The 22,205-nt window shown below is 66.9% G+C and carries 24 protein-coding genes and 1 riboswitch; of the genes, 13 read left to right on the forward strand and 11 right to left on the reverse strand.

Annotated features, from left to right (window positions below; genetic code table 11):
- Window positions 1-23 precede the first annotated feature (23 nt).
- Complete coding sequence (locus ACTAQI_RS06870) at window positions 24-215, reverse strand: DUF1918 domain-containing protein (protein WP_457950312.1); 192 nt, start codon at window positions 213-215, stop codon at window positions 24-26.
- 72 nt (window positions 216-287) lie between these two features.
- On the opposite strand from ACTAQI_RS06870, the gene ACTAQI_RS06875 reads away from it, so the two are divergent.
- Together ACTAQI_RS06875 and ACTAQI_RS06880 are read left to right on the forward strand one after the other, a co-directional pair.
- The gene (locus ACTAQI_RS06875) at window positions 288-794 is read left to right on the forward strand and encodes a metallophosphoesterase family protein (RefSeq protein ID WP_457950313.1); all 507 of its coding nucleotides are present in this window, start codon (window positions 288-290) and stop codon (window positions 792-794) included.
- Window positions 795-948: 154 nt separating this feature from the next.
- A complete protein-coding gene (locus ACTAQI_RS06880) occupies window positions 949-1,842 on the forward strand; it encodes a glucose 1-dehydrogenase (protein ID WP_457950314.1) in 894 nt (297 codons plus the stop codon).
- A gap of 44 nt (window positions 1,843-1,886) precedes the next feature.
- Here ACTAQI_RS06880 and ACTAQI_RS06885 read toward each other — a convergent pair whose 3' ends face one another.
- From ACTAQI_RS06885 to ACTAQI_RS06900, 4 genes are read right to left on the reverse strand one after another with little or no spacing between them, the layout of a single operon-like run.
- Window positions 1,887-2,333 carry a DUF1810 domain-containing protein gene (locus ACTAQI_RS06885; protein ID WP_457950315.1) on the reverse strand — a complete coding sequence of 149 codons (447 nt, stop codon included), beginning with the start codon at window positions 2,331-2,333 and terminating at the stop codon, window positions 1,887-1,889.
- 20 nt (window positions 2,334-2,353) lie between these two features.
- Window positions 2,354-2,884, reverse strand: coding sequence for a DNA alkylation repair protein (locus ACTAQI_RS06890; protein ID WP_457951004.1), 531 nt, complete (start codon window positions 2,882-2,884; stop codon window positions 2,354-2,356).
- Window positions 2,881-3,240, reverse strand: coding sequence for a TraR/DksA family transcriptional regulator (locus ACTAQI_RS06895; RefSeq protein ID WP_457950316.1), 360 nt, complete (start codon window positions 3,238-3,240; stop codon window positions 2,881-2,883). The genes ACTAQI_RS06890 and ACTAQI_RS06895 overlap by 4 nt, the downstream gene beginning before the upstream one ends.
- A 21-nt stretch (window positions 3,241-3,261) precedes the next feature.
- Window positions 3,262-4,602, reverse strand: coding sequence for an aggregation-promoting factor C-terminal-like domain-containing protein (locus ACTAQI_RS06900; RefSeq protein WP_457950317.1), 1,341 nt, complete (start codon window positions 4,600-4,602; stop codon window positions 3,262-3,264).
- A gap of 253 nt (window positions 4,603-4,855) precedes the next feature.
- Window positions 4,856-5,026, forward strand: a riboswitch (cyclic di-AMP (ydaO/yuaA leader).
- 3 nt (window positions 5,027-5,029) lie between these two features.
- Here ACTAQI_RS06900 and ACTAQI_RS06905 point away from each other — a divergent pair.
- Window positions 5,030-5,875: a LysM peptidoglycan-binding domain-containing protein gene (locus tag ACTAQI_RS06905; protein ID WP_457950318.1), complete on the forward strand. Its 846-nt coding sequence runs from the start codon at window positions 5,030-5,032 to the stop codon at window positions 5,873-5,875.
- Window positions 5,876-5,985: 110 nt separating this feature from the next.
- Here the strand turns inward: ACTAQI_RS06905 and ACTAQI_RS06910 are convergent, their stop codons facing one another.
- The 4 genes from ACTAQI_RS06910 to ACTAQI_RS06925 are packed head-to-tail and all read right to left on the reverse strand — an operon-like array spanning window position 5,986 to window position 9,388.
- Entirely contained in the window at window positions 5,986-7,458 is a 1,473-nt protein-coding gene (locus ACTAQI_RS06910) for a protein adenylyltransferase SelO (RefSeq protein ID WP_457950319.1), read from the reverse strand.
- The gene (locus tag ACTAQI_RS06915; RefSeq protein ID WP_457950320.1) at window positions 7,442-8,389 is read right to left on the reverse strand and encodes a ribonuclease Z; all 948 of its coding nucleotides are present in this window, start codon (window positions 8,387-8,389) and stop codon (window positions 7,442-7,444) included. Before ACTAQI_RS06915 ends, ACTAQI_RS06910 begins: the two co-directional genes overlap by 17 nt.
- Entirely contained in the window at window positions 8,382-8,906 is a 525-nt protein-coding gene (locus ACTAQI_RS06920) for a mycothiol transferase (RefSeq protein WP_457950321.1), read from the reverse strand. The genes ACTAQI_RS06915 and ACTAQI_RS06920 overlap by 8 nt, the downstream gene beginning before the upstream one ends.
- A gap of 50 nt (window positions 8,907-8,956) precedes the next feature.
- Window positions 8,957-9,388, reverse strand: a complete 432-nt coding sequence (locus ACTAQI_RS06925; RefSeq protein WP_457950322.1) for a hypothetical protein — start codon at window positions 9,386-9,388, stop codon at window positions 8,957-8,959.
- 287 nt (window positions 9,389-9,675) lie between these two features.
- Between ACTAQI_RS06925 and ACTAQI_RS06930 the strand changes: the two genes are divergently transcribed.
- From ACTAQI_RS06930 to ACTAQI_RS06970, 9 genes are all read left to right on the forward strand, one after another.
- Window positions 9,676-10,821, forward strand: a complete 1,146-nt coding sequence (locus ACTAQI_RS06930; protein WP_457950323.1) for an AI-2E family transporter — start codon at window positions 9,676-9,678, stop codon at window positions 10,819-10,821.
- A gap of 108 nt (window positions 10,822-10,929) precedes the next feature.
- Window positions 10,930-11,796, forward strand: a complete 867-nt coding sequence (locus ACTAQI_RS06935; protein ID WP_457950324.1) for a universal stress protein — start codon at window positions 10,930-10,932, stop codon at window positions 11,794-11,796.
- 63 nt (window positions 11,797-11,859) lie between these two features.
- Window positions 11,860-13,404 carry a DUF4389 domain-containing protein gene (locus ACTAQI_RS06940; RefSeq protein WP_457950325.1) on the forward strand — a complete coding sequence of 515 codons (1,545 nt, stop codon included), beginning with the start codon at window positions 11,860-11,862 and terminating at the stop codon, window positions 13,402-13,404.
- 75 nt (window positions 13,405-13,479) lie between these two features.
- Window positions 13,480-13,947, forward strand: coding sequence for a universal stress protein (locus ACTAQI_RS06945; protein ID WP_457950326.1), 468 nt, complete (start codon window positions 13,480-13,482; stop codon window positions 13,945-13,947).
- 42 nt (window positions 13,948-13,989) lie between these two features.
- Entirely contained in the window at window positions 13,990-15,000 is a 1,011-nt protein-coding gene (locus ACTAQI_RS06950; RefSeq protein WP_457950327.1) for a polysaccharide deacetylase family protein, read from the forward strand.
- A 13-nt stretch (window positions 15,001-15,013) separates the two neighbouring features.
- Window positions 15,014-17,821, forward strand: a complete 2,808-nt coding sequence (locus tag ACTAQI_RS06955; protein ID WP_457950328.1) for a cation-translocating P-type ATPase — start codon at window positions 15,014-15,016, stop codon at window positions 17,819-17,821.
- Between the two features lie 142 nt (window positions 17,822-17,963).
- Window positions 17,964-18,221 carry an SHOCT domain-containing protein gene (locus tag ACTAQI_RS06960; RefSeq protein ID WP_457951005.1) on the forward strand — a complete coding sequence of 86 codons (258 nt, stop codon included), beginning with the start codon at window positions 17,964-17,966 and terminating at the stop codon, window positions 18,219-18,221.
- A 40-nt stretch (window positions 18,222-18,261) separates the two neighbouring features.
- Window positions 18,262-18,579, forward strand: coding sequence for a DUF3040 domain-containing protein (locus ACTAQI_RS06965; RefSeq protein ID WP_457950329.1), 318 nt, complete (start codon window positions 18,262-18,264; stop codon window positions 18,577-18,579).
- The gene (locus tag ACTAQI_RS06970; protein WP_457950330.1) at window positions 18,576-19,106 is read left to right on the forward strand and encodes a hemerythrin domain-containing protein; all 531 of its coding nucleotides are present in this window, start codon (window positions 18,576-18,578) and stop codon (window positions 19,104-19,106) included. The genes ACTAQI_RS06965 and ACTAQI_RS06970 overlap by 4 nt, the downstream gene beginning before the upstream one ends.
- Before the next feature lie 10 nt (window positions 19,107-19,116).
- Here ACTAQI_RS06970 and ACTAQI_RS06975 read toward each other — a convergent pair whose 3' ends face one another.
- The gene (locus ACTAQI_RS06975; RefSeq protein ID WP_457950331.1) at window positions 19,117-19,599 is read right to left on the reverse strand and encodes a universal stress protein; all 483 of its coding nucleotides are present in this window, start codon (window positions 19,597-19,599) and stop codon (window positions 19,117-19,119) included.
- 293 nt (window positions 19,600-19,892) lie between these two features.
- Between ACTAQI_RS06975 and ACTAQI_RS06980 the strand changes: the two genes are divergently transcribed.
- Window positions 19,893-20,516: a response regulator gene (locus ACTAQI_RS06980; RefSeq protein ID WP_457951006.1), complete on the forward strand. Its 624-nt coding sequence runs from the start codon at window positions 19,893-19,895 to the stop codon at window positions 20,514-20,516.
- 19 nt (window positions 20,517-20,535) lie between these two features.
- Here the strand turns inward: ACTAQI_RS06980 and ACTAQI_RS06985 are convergent, their stop codons facing one another.
- Window positions 20,536-22,188, reverse strand: coding sequence for a GAF domain-containing protein (locus tag ACTAQI_RS06985; RefSeq protein ID WP_457950332.1), 1,653 nt, complete (start codon window positions 22,186-22,188; stop codon window positions 20,536-20,538).
- Window positions 22,189-22,205: the final 17 nt, after the last annotated feature.

Here is a 22,205-nt window from a genome sequence, read left to right on the forward strand (position 1 = left end):
CGCTGCGCAGTAAACCGGGGGCGTCAGGTGCCGTGAGCGCGGTCGACGGCGAAATCACCGCCGGGATACATCACCGTTTCGTGACCGTCGTCAAAGCGGACAAGATAGGGCGGGCTTCCGCCCTGGCCGCGGACCTCCAGGATCACCCCGTGCCGGTCCGCGGACCCCACGTTCCTGCCGCGAACGACGATCCGGTCGCCTTGGGCTGCCTCCATGGCAATCACCTCCAGGCCCCAGACTACGACTCGCGGCCGCCCCGGAACAGGGCCTCATGGCAGGATTCCGGTATGCCGTTGAACCTCCTCCTGATCGCCGATACCCATGTACCCAAACGCGCCCGGGACCTGCCGGAACAGGTGTGGTCCGCCGTCGAAAATGCCGATGTGGTGTTCCACGCGGGCGACTGGGTGGAGGCAGCCCTGCTGGACGAATTCGAACGCCGGAGCAAGCGTCTGCTGGGTGTTTTTGGCAATAACGATGGGCCCGAATTGCGCCGGCGCCTGCCCGAAACGGCAACTGCCACCCTGGACGGAGTCCGCTTTGCGATGGTCCACGAGACCGGCCAGGCCAAAGGACGCGAAACTCGGTGCGAAGCGCTGTACCCCGACGCCGATGTCCTGGTGTTCGGCCATAGCCATATCCCCTGGGACACGGTGTCACCGCGCGGGCTTCGGCTGCTGAACCCCGGTTCGCCTACAGACCGCCGCCGCCAGCCGGCCTGCACTTACATGGAGGCAGTGCTCGACGCCGGGCGCTTGGCCGGGGTCAGGCTGGTGGAGGTCCACCGCGATTGACCAGGCGGAGCGGCTTGGCAGGGCAGGGAATCAGCGCCTAGGCTAGAAACCGTAAGCATGCTTAGCTTTTCGCGATTGCCGTTGGGCGGCGCAGGCTGCATAAGTTACCCGGGCAACGAACCAGCCCGTGTCCCGCACGAACAGGAGTACCACCATGACTGACCAGTACACCTTCCGTAATCCCGTGACTGCGTACGAAAAGATTTCCCCGCCCAAGCAGCACCAGCCCGAGCCGGGGCTTGATGCGGAGCTGGAGCCGAAGGCTGACCTGGGCGAAGAGACCTACCGGGGTACCGGGCGGCTGCAGGGCCGCCGGGCCATCGTGACCGGCGCGGACTCAGGCATCGGGGCAGCAACGGCGATCGCCTTTGCCAGGGAAGGCGCCGACGTCGTGCTTTCCTACCTGCCGCAGGAAGAGGAGGACGCCTCACGCATCGCCGGGATCATCGAGGCCGCCGGCCGCAAGGCCGTCAAGGCGCCTGGCGACCTCAAGGACTCCGCTGCGTGCCGGGACCTGGTGGACACGGCGGTTGCCGTCCTGGGCGGGGTGGACATTTTGGTCAACAACGCCGGCAAGCAGGTTGCGCAGGAGGACCTGCAGGACATCACCGACGAGCAGTTCGACCACACGCTGAAGACCAACGTCTACGCCATGTTCTGGGTGACCAAGGCCGCCGTGCCGCATATGCCGGCCGGCTCAACCATCATCAACACCACATCCATCCAGGCCTACAACCCGTCCCCCACCCTGGTGGATTACGCCACCACCAAGGCGAGCATCAACAACTTCACCAAGGGCCTGGCCCAGCAGCTGGCGCCCAAGGGAATCCGGGTGAACGCCGTGGCGCCGGGCCCCATTTGGACCCCCCTGCAGGTCAGCAGCGGCCAGCCCAAGGAGGAACTGCCGGAGTTCGGCCAGTCCACTCCCCTGGGACGCGCGGGCCAGCCTGCTGAGCTCGCCCCCGCCTACGTCTTCCTGGCCTCACCCGAGTCCAGCTACGTGGTGGGTGAAACGCTCAACGTCAACGGCGGCAGCCCCACGCCGTAGCGCCCCGGGGCGCCCGTGACCGGAACCGGAGCCGGAGCCGGGGCTCAGCCGGCCTCGTCCTGGCCGGCCAGGAGCTCGTCGGTAGCCGGGTCCGGCTCTCCATTGAAGAACTGGGCCAGGACGGTCTTGAACACTGTTTCTCCGGGTGCCGCCCGGAGAAACAGTGTCATGGAGGAGCGGAGTTTCCTGGCGTCGATACCGCCGAAAATGTCTTCGGCGGACTGGTCGGCGTGGTTTGCCAGGACCAGCGCACACTCCAGGAGCCGCGGGCCCAGGACCTCGTGATCCAGGTAGGCGCGGGCCTCTGCCAGGGAGGAAATGGCATACCGGCGTGAGGTGGCACTCTGCCCCAGTCCGGCAATCTGCGGGAAGACGAACCACATCCAGTGCCCGGACTTCCTGCCGACCTGCAGCTCCCCCAGCGCCTGGTTATAGGTTCCGCCGGTGTCCTGGGCAGCGACAAAACGGTCAAGGTCAAACGGCTCGTTCATTCAGGTCTCCTCGTTACGATTCACATGGATAAGTCCTTTTCAAGGGCATCGGCTGCCGCCCGCAGCTGTGGGTCGGGATCTTCCCGCCACCGCGCCAGCACAACACCCGCCCGCTGCCGTTCGCGCTCCCCCAGCCCTGCCAGGAGCGGGACCAGAACGTCAGCAAGAAGGGGCTCCGTCAGGTCCGCTGCCCGGGCGGAGCGAAGGAAGCCCTCCAGGCGGGTCAGGTCCGAGTGCCGGAGAAGCTGCACCCTTGACTGCAGCAGCACCACGGCGGCCAGGCGGCGCTCGAACACCGGACGGGAGCCGGGCCGGGGCTGTCCCCACAGGGCGGAGGCCAGCATGACCGTGCCGTCGTGGTCCAGGTCCTTGAACTTGCGCAGGGCATCGCGGACCGTTCCGCGGACGGCCCCCACGGACGAACCATACGAGGCCAGCACCCCGCCCAGCCGGTTCCCCACGTCGTCCGCCCGGTACCAGGCACCCTCGTTCTGCAGGGTCCTGTCAACGAAATCCGCAGCCGCGGACACCACGTCCGCCGCAGCCGTCACCGCCCGCGCCCCGACGATGCGTGCTGGATGCAGAACGGGGTCCACGGCCGGGCTTCCAGCCTGCCCTCGGCGATGGGCTCTCCGCACACGGCGCAGCTTCCATAGGTTCCCGCGGCCAGCCGGGCCAGGGCCGCCTCAATCTGGTCCAGGCCCGCCGAACTCTGCTTCAGGAGCGCCGCGGCCTGCGAGAGTTCGAAGGCGATGGTGGCCCCCTCGGGATCATGCTCGTCGTCGACATTGGAGTCCTGGCGCGCCGAGTTTGCTGCCTCGATGTCTGCCCGCAACGCCGGCAACAGTGCCAGGCGCCGCGCCCGCTCCTCTTCGAGCAGCACACGGAACCGTTCGAAATCTGGCATGGGGACAGCCTAACGCGTCAGTCAGTACCAGTTCAGGGATACGGAGTGGCTCCAGGCCCCGCACGGCGAACCGTAGCGGTCCCGGATATAGCCCAGGCCCCACTCAATCTGGGTCCGGTAGCTGGTCAGCCAGTCGCTGCCGGCGCTGGCATATTTGCCCGGCGGCAGCGCCTGGGCTATCCCATACGCCCCGGAGTAGGCGTTGGTGGCCGTGGTCAGCCAGTTGGACTCCTTGGTCCACAGCTGGGCCAGGCACTGGAACTGGTCCTGGCCCCACCCATAGGCAGCCAAGCGGCCGGAAGCGTAGTTTCTCGCCCCGGCCGGATCGTTGACCGCCCCGCCGGGAACGGAAGGCACGACGACGGGGGGCGGGCTTGGCAGGGCAGGTGCCGGCGGCGCCTCCGGAGCAGGAGGGACAGGATTGTTGACGGGGTCAGGGTTGGGCGGGGCAGGATTAGCCTGGACGGGGTTTGCGGCGGGTGCGGGCACCCTGGGCTGCTGGGCTGCCACTGCGGCTGCCTTGGCCGCAGCTTCCGCCTGCCTGCGGGCCTGCTCCTCCGCGGCGGCACGCTTGGCCTGCTGGGCCGCCTCGTAGGCAGCCAGCGCAGCCTGGCCGTGGCGGTACTCACCCTCAAGGGCCGCCGTCGTGCCCTTCAGGGTGGCGAGCTGGGCGGTCAACTCGCCGCCGCGCCGCTGCTCCTCGGTGACCTGACGGGCCAGCGCATCCTGGGCGGAACGGGCGGCATCCAGCTTTGCCTTCGCCTCCACCGACAGGCGCGCCCGCTCGTTCCTGGCAAGTTTTTCCTGTTCCGTGAGGGAAGCGGCCACCTTTTCGGCGGCCCCCGCATTGTTCACCAGGGCGGCGGTCTTGTCTCCTGCGAGCTTGACCAGGTTGAGCCCCTGGACGCTGTTGGTTCCCAGGGCATCCAGCGCCACGAAGAATCCCGCGTTGGTCCCGCCGGTCTTGTAGGACTGAGCGGCAAGGGCGCCGATGTCCTTCCGGTGCCGGGCCAGCTCATCATTGGCGTGCGCGGCCCGGGCGGAGAGGGTTTCCAGGCGGGAAGTGGCTGTCTGAAGCTCGGCATCCGCCACCGCGTAGTCGGCGGCGAAACGCACGGCCGTTTCGCCTGCCGCCTCCGACTCCGCCTGCAGGCCGGTCAGGAGTCCATTGATGGTGGTGATTTCCGCACTTTTTGCCGCTTCGGAGGACTGGGCCTTCTGCACGTCCGCCCAGGAAGGATACCGGCCGGGCGGAGGCGGTTCGTCGGCCGTGGCCGCCGGCAGCGCCGTGCCGGCAGCCACGGCAATGGCCATGAAGCCCGCGAGCAAGGGGCGCGTGGCGAAGGTCACGAACAGGGGCATAGTCCCGAAGCTTACCGTTGGTTTCGCGGTCCACACAGGGGGCCGTATCCGCATTGTTACAGCTTTCCCGGCGCCGGTAGACAACGCGAGGTCGGCACCGAAAAATCGGATAACGTCCAGACGTTTGCGCAATGCGAGAGAACAACCTCGTATGTTATCCAAATGTGACAATGGCGCTGCGTGTGGGTTATTGTCTTCTGGTGTCCCTCTCAGTCGGGACATTCCCGTCAGCATGCCGAGCCCTGCCGCTGATCATGGGATCCAACCGCTCCAGTTGGCAGGGACGGGGGAACCAAGTTTCCACGGCCACACGTGGCCTAGGGGTTAAGTCGATAGTGCTTCCGTTTGTCGCGGAGCCGCTCCCGGCCGGGTATCTCCAGCCCGAACCCGACAGCTCACCCCGCAGGCATGGGAGAGGCGATCAACCGTGTCAAAAAATTCCATTTCAGCCCGTCACCGCGCAACCCCGGCCCGCTCCATTGTGCTCGAGGGCCTCGCCGTAACAGCCAAGTCCCAGGCCCGCTCGCTGGGCCGCCCGGCCCTCGCCGTTGCTGCAGCGTCCGGCATTGCGTTCGGAGTCGGCGCTCCGGCCCACGCCGGTGTAACCGCCCCGGACACCACCGGCCAGGCCAGCGTCCAGGCCTATTCAGCACCGGCCGCCCCGGCTGCAGCCCCCGCCGCAGCAGCAGGTAACGTCCACACCGTCGTTTCCGGCGACACCCTTGGCGCCATTGCCGCAGCCTACGGCGTCAGCCTCAACGACGTCCTGTCAGCCAACGGCCTGGGACTGTCCTCAGTTATTTACCCGGGCGACCAGATCCAGATTCCGGGCGCAGGCTACACCGCAGCCCCGGCGCCTGCCCGCGCCGCAGCACCCGTCCAGGCGGCTGCTGCCTCCGCACCGGCCAACACCGGCATGAACATGTCCTACGCGTCCGCCACCCCGGTGGCATCCACCACGGGCTCGGGCACCGGTGCTGCCATCCTCGCGTCGGCTTATGGCCAGCTGGGTGTCCAGCAGGACTGCACTGCCATGGTTGAAAAGGCCCTGCGTTCCGTCGGCAAGTCCGTCGGCGACCTGGCCCCCACCCAGTTCTTCCAGTACGGCACCGTTGTGGGCTCTCCCGCCCCCGGTGACCTGATCATCACCTCCGGCCACGTGGGCGTTTACGCGGGCAACGGCCAGGTTGTCAGCGGCGGCGTCAACGGTTACGACACGCAGGTGCACTCCATCAGCTGGCTCGGTGGCTACTCCGCAGTTCGCGTAGCCTAGTCTTCGCGCAGTCCGGCCCGCTTGGCGGGACCGGCTGAATCAGGAGGGTGGCAGCCGGGAAATCCGGCTGCCACCCTCCTGTCGTTTTGCCACGCGGCGCTCCGCGGCGGTCAGGTACCGCAGAAGGTCGTATAGCTGCCGAAATCCTCGGGAGCACCTTCCGCGTAGCGTTCCAGCCCGGGCCGCTCGGTGAAGGGGTCGCTGACGGCCTCGAGCAGCTGCTGCAGTGGAGCCAGGTTTCCGCCCGTGGCAGCGGACAGCGCCTCCTCCACGAGGTGATTGCGCGGAATATAGGCCGGGTTCACACTGTCCATCAACTCGGCGTCAGGTTTGAGCGCCTTCCAGCGCTCCAGCCAGGCGTCAACAGCGGCCAGGTCAAGAACCATGCCGCGCACCGGACGGAAGTCCCCCCGGGCCGCCTTTCCCAGGTTCCGGAAGAACACCGTGTAGTCCACCGGGCCGTCTTTGAGGATGGCGATGGCATCATCCACCAGGGCGGACACAGCGGCGTCGTCGTCACGTCCGTCGACGTTGTCCAGGCCGAGCTTGGTCGTCATGCCGCCGAACCACGCCCTGCCGTACTGTCCGCGGAATCCGCCCAGCACCTCCACCGCCGGGGCGACCGCCTTTTCCTGGTCTTCGTCAATGAGCGGCAGCATCGCCTCCGCGAGCCGGGCAAGGTTCCATTCGGCCAGCACCGGCTGGTTGGCGTAGGCATAGCGCCCGTTGACATCGATGGAGCTGTAGACGGCGGCCGGATTGAACGTGTCCATGAACGCGCAGGGGCCATAGTCGATGGTTTCCCCGGAGATGGTCATGTTGTCCGTGTTCATGACTCCGTGCACGAATCCCACCAACATCCACCGGGCCACCAGGTCCGCCTGGGCCGAGACGACGGACCCGAACAGCGCCAGGTAGGGGTTGGCGGCTTCCGCGGCGTGCGGATAGTGCCTGCTGATGGCGTGGTTCGCCAGCCGCTTCAGGAGGTCCATATTTTCGGTGGCACGCGCATATTGAAAGCTGCCTACGCGCAGGTGGCTGCTTGCCACCCGTGCCAGGACGGCGCCGGGCAGCATGTCATCGCGCCGCACCTGCCGCCCGGTGGCGACGACGGCGAGCGAGCGGGTGGTGGGAATGTGCAGTGCATGCATGGCCTCGCTGACGAGGTACTCACGCAGCATAGGTCCGACGACGGCACGGCCGTCCCCGGCACGGGCGAACGGCGTGCGCCCCGAACCTTTGAGGTGGACGTCCAGGAGGCGGCCGCTTCTGTCCGTGACCTCGCCCAGCAGCAGGGCCCGTCCGTCACCGAGCAGGGGCGAGTACCCACCGAACTGGTGTCCGGCGTATGCCTGTGCCACGGGTGTGGCGCCGACGGGAACGTGGTTTCCCACCAGGAGCCGCACACCTTCGGGACTGCGCAGGTACCGAGGGTCAAGGCCAAGGTCCCTTGCCAGCCTGTCATTCAGGACGAGAAGCTCGGGGCTGGGTGCTTCCTCGGCCTGCCAGGGCACCGCGAGTTCTGCCAGTTCCCGGGCGAAACGGCCATCAAAAGTCACCGTGGATTCAGCTGCTGCCGTCATGGTTTAACCCTATCGCCGTTGTTTCGCCCGCTGCCTCCCGCTCCGGTTGCCGACGCCGCGGAACGGGAATACGCTCCAGATCGTTGGCGGCGATCACTGTGACCCCTGGGGCCCTGGCCCGCGCCTGCTCCCTGAGCAGCGGGACGTCGTCGCCGTACCGTGACGAGAAGTGGGTGAGCACAAGGGTGCGTGCCCTGCCGGACGCCGCCAGCTCCCCGGCCTGCCCGGCAGTAAGGTGGAGGTACTGCTGAGCCAACCCGGCGTCGTCGTCACTGAACGTTGCCTCGGTGACCAGCAGATCAGCCCCGTCCGCCAGTTCTTCGGCGCCAGGGCACGGTGCAGTGTCCATGATGAAGGCGAAGCGCTGGCCCGGCCTGGGGATGCTCACCTCCTCCAGCCTGACGGCCCCCAGGACCCCATTGCGTTGCAGCCGACCGACGTCAGGCCCCTCAATTCCCGCCGCCCGCAGCCGCTCCGGCAGAAAGGTGCGGGCGTCCGGCTCAGTGATCTGGTAGCCGTAGGTCTCGATGCGGTGCTTCAAAGGACGGATGTGGAGGCCGTCCGCCACGGACCCGGTGCCGGAGTGGGGGTGGAGCCGCAGGTCGATGGCGGGTGAACTGACAGCCACGAGGGCCCGGACCACCTGGTCACCGGACGCCGGATAGTGCAGGTGGACCGGATGCCCGACGCCGTCCAGGGCCATCCGTGACAGGACTCCGGGCAGGCCGTAGCAATGGTCTCCGTGCACGTGGGTAAGGCAGATCCTGGAGATATGGCTGGCCGCCACCCCAGCATGGATCATCTGGCGCTGGGTGCCTTCACCGGGATCGAAAAGTAGCCCTTCGCCGTCCCAGCGCAGGAAGTAGCCGTTGTGGTTCCGGGTACGGGTGGGGACCTGGGATGCGGTGCCCAGCACCACGAGTTCACGCACCGCCGGTGTCTGCCGTTTCGTGGTTTAGCCCCCTGGCGTAGGCGGCCTGGCCGACGTGCTGGAGGCAGTCCCCCAGGATGCTGACGAGCCGCACACCGAGGGTCACTGGCGGATCCCAGTGCCTGTCGACCACGCGGTCCAGGTCGACATCGCCTATACCCTCCAGGACCTTGGCGGTCTGCCGGTGGACGGCCTCGTAGTACTCCTGCAGGAGTTCCCGGGGCGCCCGGACGGCGTCCACCTGCTCGCTCGAGTGCCCGTAGCCCGTGTCATTTCCCGCCAGCGGAAGGCCAAAGCGGCTGACGAATCCCTCAGCCCTCCAGACCTGTTCCAGGCCCGAGGCCGAGGCTATCTGCGCATCTTCCACCCTGCCCGTGTGCCAGACCAGCCAGGCAATGGAATTGCCATGGCCGCCGGGGCGATGCTGCAACTGTGCCGCATCGAGCCCGTCGAGTGCCTGCCGGACCAGGCCCGGGAGGCGCTCGAAGGCTTCGAGCAGCAGTTCCTTGGAGTGCATGGGTCTCCCTCCCTGCCGGCCGGGCCTGCGTGGCCCAGTCAGCGGGGTTGCTAGCGTTCCAGGTCGTCAGGCTCGAACTCGCTGAGCGGCGAGCCGCCGAAGTTTTCCTCGTCATCGCTGGCGTCAGCCTCAAGGCCGGTTGGGGCCTCACCAAAATCGACATCCGCTGCGGCTTCCCCGAGGGTGGGGGCGTCCGGCGGCACTTGCTCATCGCCGGAGCGGTACCGCGCCTGCGCGCTTTCGTCCCGCAGCGTCTGGTCGCTCAGGAAGTCTTCCTCCTCACCGCTCACCGCCTCGTCCTGCAGCAACGGGTCCTCCTGCCAGCGGTCTGGGTTGTTCTCGGCGGCGCCAGGGTAGCTGTCCGGCTCACCTGAAACGGGGTCCAGTTCCAGGGACGACGCCGCGCCGGGAGTTTCGTCGAGAAGCACGTCGTTTTCCTCCACGACTTCCAGCTCATCGTCGGGGACGTTCTGTTCAGTCATGTTGCTGCCTTTCTCCTTGACCGTTGGGCGACAATAGTAAGCATACTGACCAACCGGGGCGGATGTGAACCTTGGTAGCAGCGGATTCGGGCACTTTTCCATGGTCCCCCAGGTTCCGCTGCGACAGAAGAGCTGCGGCGGAAGACAGACGTGGCAGGGAGGCGCCATGCTGCGATTTCCTGAATGTTCGGCGCTGCCGAAGTTCAGTACCGGAGATTAGGGGTAAACAGGGACAGTAGAGACGCAATTTTTTGAGCCTGGTCCCAATCGCAGGCAAGGAGGAGACCATGGAACGCAGTGTGCCCCCCGACGGGGACCCGGCAGGCCAGTCCCGTCCGGGGTCCTTCACCGGCAGGATGTCAGTTCTTTGGACCGATGGCCTGGGCCGGGCAAGCATCCGGGCGGTCCAGACGCTCTCCGTGCTGGCGCTCGCCTGGGTAGCGGTGACTGCCGCCGCCCGGGTTCCACTGGTCACCATTCCGGTGCTGGTTGCACTAATCCTGGCCTCGGCCATGGCTCCTGCGGTCCGGTGGCTTGCGGCGCGGGGCTGGCCCCGCGCCCTTGCCGTCCTGTCGTCCTTCCTGGTGATCCTGGCGGTGGCTGCCGGCGTGGTGGGAGGCATCACCGCACTGGTCAGGCAGCAGGCCTCCGTCCTGGCAGCCCGGGCAGAAGCAGGAATAGGCCAGCTGCAGCAATTCATCACCACCGGCCCCGTCGCGCTGACAAATGACCAGATCAACGCCGCCCGCAGCGAGTTCCAGAAATTCCTTGCCGGCGGAAGCCTGGGCGCCGATGCCTTGACAGGGCTGCGGACTGCCGGGGAGATTGCGGCCGGCACTGTCCTGACGGCGGTCATCCTGTTCTTCTTCCTCAAAGACGGCGACAAGATCCGGTCCTTCATGATTGGCTTTCTCCCTGGACACCACCAGGGCAGGGCATACCTCGCGGCCGAACGCAGCATTGTTGTGCTGGGCGGTTACGTCCGCGGAACCCTGATCATCGCTGCCGTCGACGCTGTCATCGTCCTGATCGGGCTGCTGATCCTTCGGATTCCGTTGGCTGTCCCCCTGGCAGCGGTAGTCTTCCTGGGCGGTTTCATTCCCATCATCGGAGCAACGGCCGCCGGCAGCCTCGCCGTACTGGTGGCCCTGGTGGAGAACGGACCGGTTCCCGCGCTTATTGTCCTGGTGATCCTGGTAGCCGCCAACCAGTTTGAACACCACATCCTCCAGCCCCTTTTCATGGGCCGGGTCCTGCGGATCCACGGGCTGGTGATCATCCTTGCCCTGGCCGCGGGGGCAACCCTGGCCGGCGTCATCGGTGCGCTGCTCGCTGTGCCCCTGGCCGCCGTCGGCTGGACCATCTACAAGACCCTCGCAGAACGGGACACGCCCGGCCCGGAGCCCATTGCTCCAGCTGCACCAGGTGCATAGGGGCGCTTGAACAGCGCTTCCGTGACTTTTGGCCCTACAGTGCCGGTGCCGCCGGGGCCAGTCTTGAAAGGCCGGAAGACCGGTTCAAGACGAGCAGGAAGTGCGGCCATGACATCCCAAAAACCCATCGCTGTGGGCACAAACGACTCCGCCCAAAGCCAGGCCGCAGTCCTGTGGGCAGCCCGCCGCGCCCACCGTGCGGGCCTGCCGCTGGTGGTCCTCCACGTGGTGGACGACCGCTGGGTTGCCGAACCCTATCCGTGGTTCGGAACACTCCAGCAGGCGGGCGAGGAACTCCTTAAGACCGCCGCCGGCCGGCTTGAAGGAACCGTGCCCGTCACCCCGGCCACCGAACTGCTCACCGGAAGCGTGGGCGCGCAGCTGGCCAAGTATTCGAAGAAGACCTCGATGATGGTCATCGGCTCCGGCAGCGGGCACCTGGGCGGCACGCTCGCGGACCGCGCACTCCAGGTGGCCACCGCCGCCAAAGTCCCTGTCGCCGTCGTCGGAACCCACGACCTCGAAGGCAGGTCCGGAGTGGTGGTGGGCGTTGACGGATCTGCCGAGGCAACGCAGGCCGTCGCCTTCGCAGCCGCCGAGGCAGACCGCGAGGGAGATGAACTCACCGTCGTTTATGCCGTCAACGTGCCTGACCCCATCATCGACGCCGGCCTGACCCCCGGAGCGCTCGCGGACCTCATGGTGGACGAGGAACGCATTGTGCTTTCCGAAACGGTCGCCGGGCTCAAGGAAGACTACCCGGACCTGACCGTGCACCAGCGGCTCGAGAGCGAAAAGGGCGCGGTGGACGCCCTTGTCGAGGCCGCCGCCGGGGCAAGGCTGCTCGTGGTGGGCAGCCGTGGCCGGGGCGCCTTCAAGCGCCTTCTGCTCGGTTCCACCGCCCACGGCGTGCTGAAGCACCTCCCGTGCCCCACGATCATCACGCGCACTGACACCGTGCACGGCACCATCTAGGCGGCAGCGCCTGCTGATCCTCCTCCACGCTTCACTTGTCCCCCACGGGGAAGGTTCGACGCCATGAAAAAGCCCGCCGCCATCATCCTGCTGATCCTCGGGATCCTCATAACGCTCCCGGGCCTGGCTGCGCTGGCGGGCGGAGCTGTGGCGTCAGCAGTGGGATCAATCCAGGGGGATGGATACCTGACGTCAGGCACGTCGCGTTTCTCCGTCAGCTCCTTCGCCCTGACCTCTCCGCGGGCCGACGCCATCGGCGAGGATGTTCCCGGCAGGCTTCCCTTTGATGTGGGCACCCTGCGGCTGCGCGTTGAGTCGGGGACCCCGGATAAACCGGTGTTCATTGGCATTGCCCCGCAGGCCGACGTCGAACAGTACTTGTCAGGCGTGCACCACTCGGAGCTGCTCAACATCCGCCAGCGGCCATTCCGTGCCGAATACCGTGACGTAGCAGGCGGCAGCCCGGGATCACCGCCGGCGGACCAGCGCTTTTGGACCGCCTCCGTGTCCGGCTCCGGAGAGCAGGAACTCACCTGGAACATCACGCCCGGCGCCTGGGAAGTAGTGGTGATGAACGCCGACGCCTCCCCGGGCGTTGACGTCCAGGCGCAGGCCGGCTTCCGCTCCGACCTGATCCGGCCGGCAGCCACAGGGCTGCTGGTGGGCGGCATCATCGCCCTGCTGATTGGTATTCCCCTCATCATCTTTGGGGCTGCGGGACTGGGCCGGCATGCAGGACCGCCAAACGCCGCGGCTCCGGCCGGCGGGCCACCGGTGAGCGGGCCATCGATGGTCGGGCCGGGCTATCCGGGAGCCCAGGCAGTACCGGCTGCACCAGTGGCCGTCCCCCCGCCGCCGTCATCCAGCATGGCGGCGGGAGGGCGCCCCGGCTACCCCTCAACGCTCTTTGGTGAACTCGATCCCGGCCTTTCACGGTGGATGTGGCTGGTCAAATGGTTCCTGGCCATACCGCACTTCATCCTTCTCTTCTTCCTCTGGTTCGCGTTCGTCATCACCACCATCGTGGCGGGGTTCGCCATCCTGTTTACCGGCCGGTACCCGCGGGCACTGTTCGACTTCAACGTGGGCGTCCTGCGGTGGAACTGGCGGGTTGCGTTCTACGCCTACGCGGCCGTGGGCACCGACCTCTACCCGCCGTTCACACTCAAACGTGCCAATTACCCGGCCGATTTTGAGGTGGAGTACCCGCAGCGGCTTTCACGCGGGCTGGTCCTGGTGAAATGGTGGCTCCTGTCCATTCCACACCTGCTCCTGGTTGCTGCCTTCGCGGGAACCACGGGAACTATTTGGCGGTGGCAGGCAGAGGACAACGTCATCGGCAGCACTTACGAACGGGGATCCGGACTGTCCCTGCTGGGGCTGCTGGTCCTGATCGCGGCCGTGATCCTGCTGTTCACCGGCCGCTACCAGCGCCCGCTGTTCGATTTCATCCTGGGTATCAACCGCTGGATCTACCGGGTCCTGGTGTACACCGCACTTATGCGGGATGAGTATCCGCCGTTCCGGCTGGACCCGGGCGCCACCGAACCCGGGTGGCCCGCGGAGGCCATTCCCGGGCCCGGAGTGCCACCCGCCGGCGCGCCGTGACCTTCGGCCCTACCCCGCCCATCATGCCTGCAGGCATGATGGGCGTGACAACGCGGGTCCGACAAGGGAGCAGACATGAGCATTGCCGGGGCACCAATAGCCAGGATCGTGGTGGGCGTCGACGGGTCGGAGGCGTCCGTGGAGGCACTTCGGCAGGCCCAACGGATGGCCACTCCCTTGGGCGCCAAGGTCCAGGCGGTCGCCTGCTGGGAGTATCCGCAGATGTACAGCGGCTACGTCATGATGGGCGTCGAGGGTTTCGAGGAAGGTGCCAGGAAGGTCCTGGACGATGCCGTGGCGCAGGCCTTCGGAGCCGAAACACCGGCCAACGTCACCTCAACCCTTATCCGCAGCCATCCCCGGGAAGCGCTGATCGATGCCAGCCGCGACGCCGACATGATCGTTGTGGGGCGCCGGGGGCACGGCGGGTTCGGCGGCCTGCTCCTGGGCTCGGTCAGCTCCGCAATCGTGGCCCACGCCCATTGCCCGGTCCTGGTGGTCCACAGCCCCGACAACGAGTCCGGCGGTTCCACGGGTTCCTGAACGGACCAACGGCGACAACGACATTAGCCTCCAGGGCAGGTGATGGTGGTGCCGTCCAGTGAAGCACGACGGCGGGCGCCCGCCATAGCGCTCGCTGTCGCCCTGGTGGTCCTCGCCATCACCCTGGCCCTGTTGCTTCCGGCACCCACGGCCGGTCCGCCGTCGGCCGCTCCGTCCGCTTCGCCGGCGCCCCCTTCGTCGGCGCTGCCCGGCACAGCCGGCCCGGCCAGCCCCGGCGCTGCCCCGACAGCGCAGGCAACGGACACGCCCGAGGCCGGCCAGACCCCGCTGGAGCCACCCGTCGTCATACCGTCGGTTCCAGTGCCGCCGGTTCCCGAACCACAGCCCCCGGAAGGGCCGGACCAGCCAACGGCATCGACGGAGCCGGGTATTCCCCCGCAGCCGGCACCGTTTCCGGTGTCCCTCCGGGGCCAGGACCTGACCGTCATTCCGGGGGCCGGCCACGTGGTGGCACTGACCTTCGATGCCGGAGCCAACGCGGCAGGACTGCCGAAAATCCTCTCCGCCCTCGCCGCCCGCGGTGTTGCCGGGACCTTCTTCCTGACCGGAAACTGGGCCGCGAACAACCCGGCGGCCGTGGCGCAGATCACGACGGCCGGCCACCGGGTGGCAAACCACTCCATGACCCATCCGGGATTCACCGGCCTGGGCAACGACCTGATCGCCCAACAGGTGCGCGGCGCCGAGCAGGCCATCCTCGCGGCCGGTGCCGATCCCCGGCCGCTGTTCCGCTTCCCTTACGGCGAACGGGACGCCCGGACCATCGCTGCGGTCAACTCCCTGGGCTACGTGGCCGTGAGGTGGACGGTGGACACCCTGGGCTGGAAAGGCACCAGCGGGGGTGCAAGCGTCCAATTGGTGGCCGATCGCGTCCAGGCAGGGCTGCAGCCCGGCGAAATCGTCCTCATGCACATCGGGTCCAATCCCGATGACGGGACCACTCTTGATGCCGACGCCCTCCCGCAGGTCATCGACCACATCGTAGCGGCGGGGTACGGTTTCGCCACCCTCGACGCCCTGCTGGGGCACTGAGGCCGCGGCACCCATGGCGAAGACCAGGCCCTCCCGGAACGGGCAAGGGCGCCTCCCACGCCGGGAGTCGTCCGGCAGGCGCCGAGAGCCGGACGGCGTCCCGGATCCGGCCCACCATGGGCTGCCGGTCCACGAGGTAGTACTGCTGCTGGAAACTGATTCCGCCAGGGGCCTGGCCCACGAACTGGTAGCGCGCAGGCACGCCGAATTCGGCGCGAACGAGCTTCCCCGATCCAAAGGCGTGGGCATTCTCCGCAAACTGGGACGCCAATTCAACAACCCGCTTGTCTATGTGCTGCTGGCCGCCGCCGCGGTCACCTTGTTCCTGGGCGAATTCCTTGACTCGGGCGTCATCCTCGCGGTGGTCCTGGTCAACACGCTGATCGGTTTCATCCAGGAGGTACGGGCCGAAGCGGCCCTGGATGCGCTCCATTCGCTGGTCCGCACGCGCGCAGCGGTGATGCGCGGGGGCGAGCGGAAGCAGGTCCCCTCCGAGGACCTGGTCCCCGGCGACCTGGTCCTGCTTGAAGCCGGAGACAAAGTTCCGGCCGATCTCCGCCTGGTGCGCCTGTCCGCCCTGCGGGTGGACGAATCCGCGCTGACCGGAGAGTCCGGGCCCGTGTCCAAGGACGAGGTGGTGCTTCCCCGGGTCACGCCGGTGGCGGACCGGAGGAACATGCTGTACAGCGGCACGCTGGTGACCGGCGGCACCGGCGCGGGAATCGTCGTCGCCATCGGCGGCGAAACCGAGCTCGGCGAGATCCACCGCCTCATCGGCGCGGTCCGGCCCGTGGCCACGCCGCTGACCCTGAAACTGGCGCGGTTCAGCACCACGCTCACCATAGCCATCCTGGCCCTCGCCGCCGTGGCGTTCCTCGCCGGCCTGGCGCACGGCGAACGGCCGGGGCAGATGTTCACGGCCGCCGTCGCCCTGGCCGTGGGGGCCATCCCGGAGGGGCTGCCCGCCGCCGTGACGGTCACGCTTGCCATCGGCGTCCGCCGCATGGCCCGGCGCCGTGCCGTGGTCCGCCGGCTGCCGGTGGTGGAAACGCTGGGCAGCACCACGGTGATCTGCTCGGACAAGACCGGCACCTTCACCGAGAACCAGATGACGGTCCGTGCGCTCTGGACTGCCTCGAGTATGTACGACGTGACGGGTTCCGGCTACGGTCCCGAGGGACACATTTCCCGGTCAACCCCACAGCAGCCGGCCGGCGGGCACCTGCCGGAAGCAACAACACGGCCCGGGGACGCTGCGCTGCATTGGTCCCTGCTGGGCGGAGCGGCCTGCAACGACGCCAGCGTTCGGAGGGAGGGAACCGGTTGGCAGGTGCGCGGTGACCCAACCGAAGCCGCGATGCTCGTGGCGGCAGGGAAAGGCGGCATCGATGTGCCGGGCTTCCTGGCTACTAACCCACGGCAAACAGAGATGCCGTTTACGTCGGAGCGCCAGTTCATGGCCACCCTGCATGCTTCCACCCTTCCGCAGGGCGGCGGCACAGTATTCGTCAAAGGCGCTGTGGAACGCGTCCTGGAACTCTGCTCCCATGAAATGGATATGCAAGGAGTCAGCAGGCCCATCCGCAGGCACGCCGTGCTCAGTGCCGCCCACGCGCTCGCGGACGACGGGCTGCGGGTACTCGCCACGGCCATGATGCTCCTTCCCGCTCACGGCCCGTCTCTCTCCGCCACCGAATTGCGGGCCCGGATGACCCTGACAGGGCTCCAGGCCATGCACGACCCGCCGCGGGAAGCGGCCGCGGCGTCCGTCGAGGCGTGCCAGCGAGCCGGCGTAGCGGTCAAGATGATCACCGGAGACCATCTGCGGACTGCCGTGACCGTGGCCGCGGCGGTGGGGCTGACTGCAGACAGTTCCGACGGGACGGCCCTGACCGGCGCGGAACTGGACGCCATCCCGGCTGAGAAGTTACCGGATGCGGTGGAGCGGGCCACGGTTTTCGCCCGGGTTTCGCCGGAACAGAAGCTACGCCTCATCGGTGCCCTGCAGTCCCGCGGCCATGTGGCCGCCATGACCGGGGACGGTGTCAACGATGCGCCCGCCCTTCGGCAGGCGAACGTGGGCATTTCGATGGGACGCAGCGGCACGGAAGTGGCCAAGGAGGCATCGGACATCGTGCTGACCGATGACGACTTTGCCACCATCGAGGCAGCTGTCGAAGAAGGCCGGAACGTCTTCGACAACCTGACCAAATTCATCGTCTGGACGCTGCCCACCAACATGGCTGAGGGGCTGGTGATCCTCGTGGCCATCCTGCTGGGGTCAACGCTGCCCATCCTGCCCACCCAGATCCTCTGGATCAACATGACCACCGCCGTCGCCCTCGGATTGATGCTCGCCTTTGAACCGAAGGAACCAGGACTGATGTCCCGTCCGCCACGGCCGCCGGACCGCCCCCTGCTGACGTGGGCGCTCACCGTGCGGATCCTGCTCGTTTCCGCCCTCCTGGTCGCGGGGACCTGGTGGCTCTTCGACCACGAGGTGGCCGTTGGCGCATCTGTTGCCCAGGCCCGCACTTCCGCCGTGAACCTGTTCGTGGCCGTGGAGGTCTTTTACCTTTTCAGCTGCCGGTCCCTGACCCGGCCGGCCTGGCGGATCGGACCGTTCGGCAATTGGTGGCTCATCCTCGGCGTCGCGGTCCAGGCGGCCGGCCAACTGGCCCTCACCTACACGCCGCTGATGAACGGGCTCTTCCACACAGCCCCCATCAGCCTGGATGCCTGGCTGCGGATCTTTGGCCTGGCAATGCTCGCGTCCCTGGCCGTCTCCGTGGACAAGCGGTTCCGGCGCCGCGGCTTCTAGTATCACGGCTTCCAACCACTGGACCCGCCGCCAGATGGCCGAAACAGGACCAATGGCTCTCCCCCGGCCCCGGCCGGGGCCCAATACTGGAACGGAAAGCAGACGGCTGGCGTCCGCCTTCATGGGAGCGGAGGTCGTGGAAATGTACGGCTGGAACGATGGCATGGGCCTGTGGGGCTATGTCCTGATGAGCATCAGCATGGTGGTGGTCTGGGGAGCAATCATCACCGGCATTGTCCTGCTGGCCCGTTCCCTGCGGGCACCCTCCCCATACGGTACCCACCCGCAACCCCCTCGGATGGCAGAGGACGTCCTGGCTGAGCGTTTCGCCCGCGGGGAGATCGACACTACGGAATACCAGAACAGGTTGGCTGTCCTGCGCGGCCAACCGGGTACCTGAGTCCGTGGCTGCCGTAGGCAATGGACGGTGGGGTGCAGCTGTGCCACTCTCTGAATTCGAGAAACGCGAACTCGACCTGATCATCCATGGCCTGGAAGCGGACGACCCCAAGCTGGCAGCCCTGCTCAACAAGGACGCCTTTGCGGTTTCACTCCGTACCCGCTTCCGGCGGGGACTCATCTTCGTCGCAGCAGGTGCCTGCGTCCTGCTTGTTGGACTGGTGGTCCGCACCCCCTTACTGGGCATCGCAGGTTTTGCCGTCATGAACGGGGCGGCCTACTGGGCAATCAAGGACATCCGCTGGTCCCTGCGGAACACTAACCGGCGTATCACCCAAGTGGAAGGCCACAGCGAATGAACGCTGCAACCGGGACCGGCAAGGATGCCTCCGCCGAGGCGCAGGCCCTGCAGGCGGTCGAGGCGCACCATGCCCACATGCTGCGGCACCTCAACGGGCTGGTGGGCCTGCTGACGGAGGCCGTGGAGACGCGGGACCCTGACGCCGGGCAGGAAACGCAGGCAGCCCTGCTGGACTGGTGCGACAAGGAGCTGGTGCCGCATGCCCTGGCAGAAGAGGGACCCCTTTACAGCGGGCCGCACGGCATGCCGGAGGCCAGGCTGCTGGTGGACGGGATGCTGGCAGAGCATCAGGTCATCGTGGGCCTGGTTGACGAGCTCAGGACGTCAGACGGCATTGCAGCCGCAGTGGCGGCCGGCGCAATCCAGCGGATCTTCGCCCTCCACCTGGACAAGGAGAACCGACTCCTGATGCCCTTCGTCGTAGAATCCCCCGGGCTATCGCTTGCCCAGGCAGTGGAAGGGCTGCACGAACTGGTGGGAGATGGCACGGCCCACCATCATGGGCAGGACCCTCACGGGCACTAGGACTCTGCGCCTATGCGTGGGCAACGTCGCCGTCGGCCTGCGGCTCCGGGGCGTGGACCACGAGCACCGGGCAGTGCGCATGGCTCACGCAAGCTGAACTGACCGAGCCAAGGACGAAGCTCCCGTGGCCGCGCCTGCCCACGATCAGCAGGGCCGCATTGCGGCTCGCGTCTATCAGCACCGGACCTGGTTTGCCGCGAACCAACCGGGGATGTACAAAGGGCGGCAGCTCCTCGAATGCGTCTGCAAGGGCCTGCTGCAGCACCTGGTCGGCGGCATACTTGAAGCCCTCGATCCCTACCGCCAGGTACACCCCGTAGCCGGCTGGGACGTCCCAGCATGCCCAGGCCTCAACTGTTGCTGACAGTGGCTCCGCCATGACCCGGGCCACCCGGAGCGCGGCGACGGAGGCATCAGATCCATCCACCGCGACGATGATCCTGGGGCGCCGTTCGGAGGCAGGCACCGCTGCCCCGTTCCCTGCTGTTGCCACAATGCCTCCCGTTGCCGTCCGACCTCAGGGTGAACCAGATCAACTGCCGCGAACAGGGCCGAAAGTCACCACGGGAGAAACACTGCCGTGGTCCTGGCCGCCACGGCGGCGGCGACATGCCGTGGGCGGACTTTGGTCCCTTCCGGCACACGCCCCGACAGGTAACAATGGGACCAGGCCCTTCCCGGGGGCCCGCCCTGCGCGCGTGCGGGGTCCTGGAGATTTGGGAGCGTTCGGTGCATATCCATGAAACCCGGTCTGATGAAGCGACAGGATCTTCCGGGCAGGTCCGCGTGTTCATCCTTGATGACCACGAACTTGTCCGCCAAGGGCTGAAGGACCTGCTGGAAGGCGAAGGGTTCCTTGTCGTAGGCGAAAGTGGCTCCGCGGCCGAGGCCACGCGCCGCATCCCGGCCCTGCACCCTGATATTGCCATTCTCGACGGGCGGCTTCCGGACGGAACGGGAATTGAAGTTTGCCGGGATGTGCGCTCACTCGATCCCCGGCTGCGCTGTCTTATCCTCACGAGTTACGACGACGAACAGGCCCTCCGGGGGGCGGTCCTGGCCGGCGCGTCCGGGTACGTCCTGAAACAAATCAGGAGCGATGACCTCCTGACCGGTATCCGCCGGGCCGCAGCAGGTGAATCCCTGTTCGAACCGGGAGTCGAGCAGCGGATCATCGCAGGCCTTTCCACCACCCCCACCGATCCACGCCTGGACGGCCTGAGCGCCCAGGAGAAGAAGGTGCTGGCGTTGATCGGCCAGGGGCTGACCAACCGGCAGATCGGCGACGACCTGTTCCTGGCCGAGAAAACTGTCAAGAATTACGTGTCGTCCATCCTGGCCAAACTGGGATTCGAGCGCCGCACGCAAGCCGCCGTGTACGTCACCAAGAGCGCAACGGACTCTGCCTGACGGCGGCCCCTGCCCAGGGTTACGACAGCGGAACGGACCATTTCACGCAGGTGCCCCCACCGGGGGCGCAGTCAATGACGCAGTTGCCCCTCAGAAGCTCAGCGCGATGTCGCATGTTCGCCAGGCCGCTGACCTGGACTGGTTCGGTGAAGCCCTGGCCGTTGTCGCTGATAAGAAGCTGCACCTGATCCCGGCCTACGGCGACCGTGACCTGGATTTCGTCTGCGCCGGAATGCCGCAGCGCATTGCTGAGTCCCTCCGACAGCACCGACAACAGATGAACCGCCACGTCATCCCGGATCGAGTCCACCGCTCCGTCAAGTGTCACCTTGGGCGTCACCGCGTAGCTGCGCGAGCTTTCCCGGGCTACACGGAGGATCCGGCCCGTCAATGGTTCATGTTCCTCTTCTGCGGTTCTGAGTGAGTAAATGGTGTCCCGCAGTTTGCGGATGGTGTCATCCAGTTCCGTGGTCACAGAAGCAATCCGCTCGTGCGCCACTGGGTCCAGGGTGTAGCGGCGAAGGCTCTGGATGCTCAGGCCCGAAGCAAACAAGCGTTGAATAACCTGGTCGTGGAGGTCACGGGCAATCCGATCCCGGTCAGTGAAGAGGAGATTCTCTTCGCGCAGCGCGTTTACGCGCGCCAGGTCAAGCGCCAGCCCGATCCGGCTTGCAAAAATGGCGCTGGACTCCGCCTCGGCCTGCTTGAACACGGCGGCTCCATGTGTGCGGGCCAGCAGGAGAACGCCGGTATCGCCGGAGTTGTGCCCCAGCGAACACACCAGTACAGACCCGAGCTTCCCTGCCACCTCGTCATCAAATACCTGGCGCGGGTCCGTCGCCACGAAAGACCCCCCGCCCTGGATGACGCCCCACACCGCAGGTGAGACCGTCAGTTGCTGCCCTGCCTGGAGACCCTGCACGCCGACGCATGACCGGCATCGAAGCACGCCGTCGCCCGCGGGCGCAGCTATCACTGCAAGCGCCGAGCCCGACACCTCCAAGGCAGTTTCGGCAACGGTGTCCAGGTTGTCGGCATCCCCCGGATGGGAGGTCATGATTAACCGGCCGCTCAGCTCCATGCCTGCCTCCAGCCATCTCTGCCGGCGGCTGCTGTCTTCAAAGAGGCGGGCATTCTGGATGGCCACGCCGGCGGCGGCCGCCAGGGCAACGGCGAGGGCTTCGTCCTCAGTGGTGAAATCCTCTCCGCCATGCTTCTCCGTCAGGTAAAGATTCCCGAAGACTTCGTCGCGGACACGGACCGGCACGCCCAGGAAAGTCCTCATGGGCGGGTGGTTAGGAGGGAAACCGGAAGCGATGGGATGCTGGCCGAGGTCATGGAGCCGTAAGGGCCTCGGCTCACGGATCAGCAGGCCCAGGACACCATGCCCCGTGGGCAGGTCGCCTATGGCTTGGGTACCTTGTTCATCAATTCCCACCGTGATGAAGTGGCTCAGACTGCGGTCCTCGCCGATGACTCCCAAAGCGCCGTACCGGGCGCCGACCAGATCGCAGGCGGACCGCACAAGACGGTCGAGCACAGCTTCAAGGCTCAGGTTCTCGGCGAGGGCCACCACGGCGGCCAATAGGCCATCGATCCGTTCCTGGGCATCCGGCAATTCATTGCCCCGGGCGGTAAAGTCCTGCACCAGAACTTCCAGCCTGTCCGTCATTGGCGAACGCCCTGGCC

It is taken from the genome of Pseudarthrobacter sp. alpha12b (assembly GCF_054130495.1).

Coding starts and splice junctions, on each gene's coding strand:
- ACTAQI_RS06970 (WP_457950330.1), top strand. CDS start 18,576: ATGAACGCTGCAACCGGGACCGGCAAGGATGCCTCCGCCGAGGCGCAG.
- ACTAQI_RS06935 (WP_457950324.1), top strand. CDS start 10,930: ATGACATCCCAAAAACCCATCGCTGTGGGCACAAACGACTCCGCCCAA.
- ACTAQI_RS06920 (WP_457950321.1), bottom strand. CDS start 8,906: ATGCACTCCAAGGAACTGCTGCTCGAAGCCTTCGAGCGCCTCCCGGGC.
- ACTAQI_RS06925 (WP_457950322.1), bottom strand. CDS start 9,388: ATGACTGAACAGAACGTCCCCGACGATGAGCTGGAAGTCGTGGAGGAA.
- ACTAQI_RS06930 (WP_457950323.1), top strand. CDS start 9,676: ATGGAACGCAGTGTGCCCCCCGACGGGGACCCGGCAGGCCAGTCCCGT.
- ACTAQI_RS06910 (WP_457950319.1), bottom strand. CDS start 7,458: ATGACGGCAGCAGCTGAATCCACGGTGACTTTTGATGGCCGTTTCGCC.
- ACTAQI_RS06900 (WP_457950317.1), bottom strand. CDS start 4,602: ATGCCCCTGTTCGTGACCTTCGCCACGCGCCCCTTGCTCGCGGGCTTC.
- ACTAQI_RS06870 (WP_457950312.1), bottom strand. CDS start 215: ATGGAGGCAGCCCAAGGCGACCGGATCGTCGTTCGCGGCAGGAACGTG.
- ACTAQI_RS06895 (WP_457950316.1), bottom strand. CDS start 3,240: ATGCCAGATTTCGAACGGTTCCGTGTGCTGCTCGAAGAGGAGCGGGCG.
- ACTAQI_RS06880 (WP_457950314.1), top strand. CDS start 949: ATGACTGACCAGTACACCTTCCGTAATCCCGTGACTGCGTACGAAAAG.
- ACTAQI_RS06885 (WP_457950315.1), bottom strand. CDS start 2,333: ATGAACGAGCCGTTTGACCTTGACCGTTTTGTCGCTGCCCAGGACACC.
- ACTAQI_RS06945 (WP_457950326.1), top strand. CDS start 13,480: ATGAGCATTGCCGGGGCACCAATAGCCAGGATCGTGGTGGGCGTCGAC.
- ACTAQI_RS06955 (WP_457950328.1), top strand. CDS start 15,014: ATGGCGAAGACCAGGCCCTCCCGGAACGGGCAAGGGCGCCTCCCACGC.
- ACTAQI_RS06960 (WP_457951005.1), top strand. CDS start 17,964: ATGTACGGCTGGAACGATGGCATGGGCCTGTGGGGCTATGTCCTGATG.
- ACTAQI_RS06940 (WP_457950325.1), top strand. CDS start 11,860: ATGAAAAAGCCCGCCGCCATCATCCTGCTGATCCTCGGGATCCTCATA.
- ACTAQI_RS06875 (WP_457950313.1), top strand. CDS start 288: ATGCCGTTGAACCTCCTCCTGATCGCCGATACCCATGTACCCAAACGC.
- ACTAQI_RS06985 (WP_457950332.1), bottom strand. CDS start 22,188: ATGACGGACAGGCTGGAAGTTCTGGTGCAGGACTTTACCGCCCGGGGC.
- ACTAQI_RS06950 (WP_457950327.1), top strand. CDS start 13,990: ATGGTGGTGCCGTCCAGTGAAGCACGACGGCGGGCGCCCGCCATAGCG.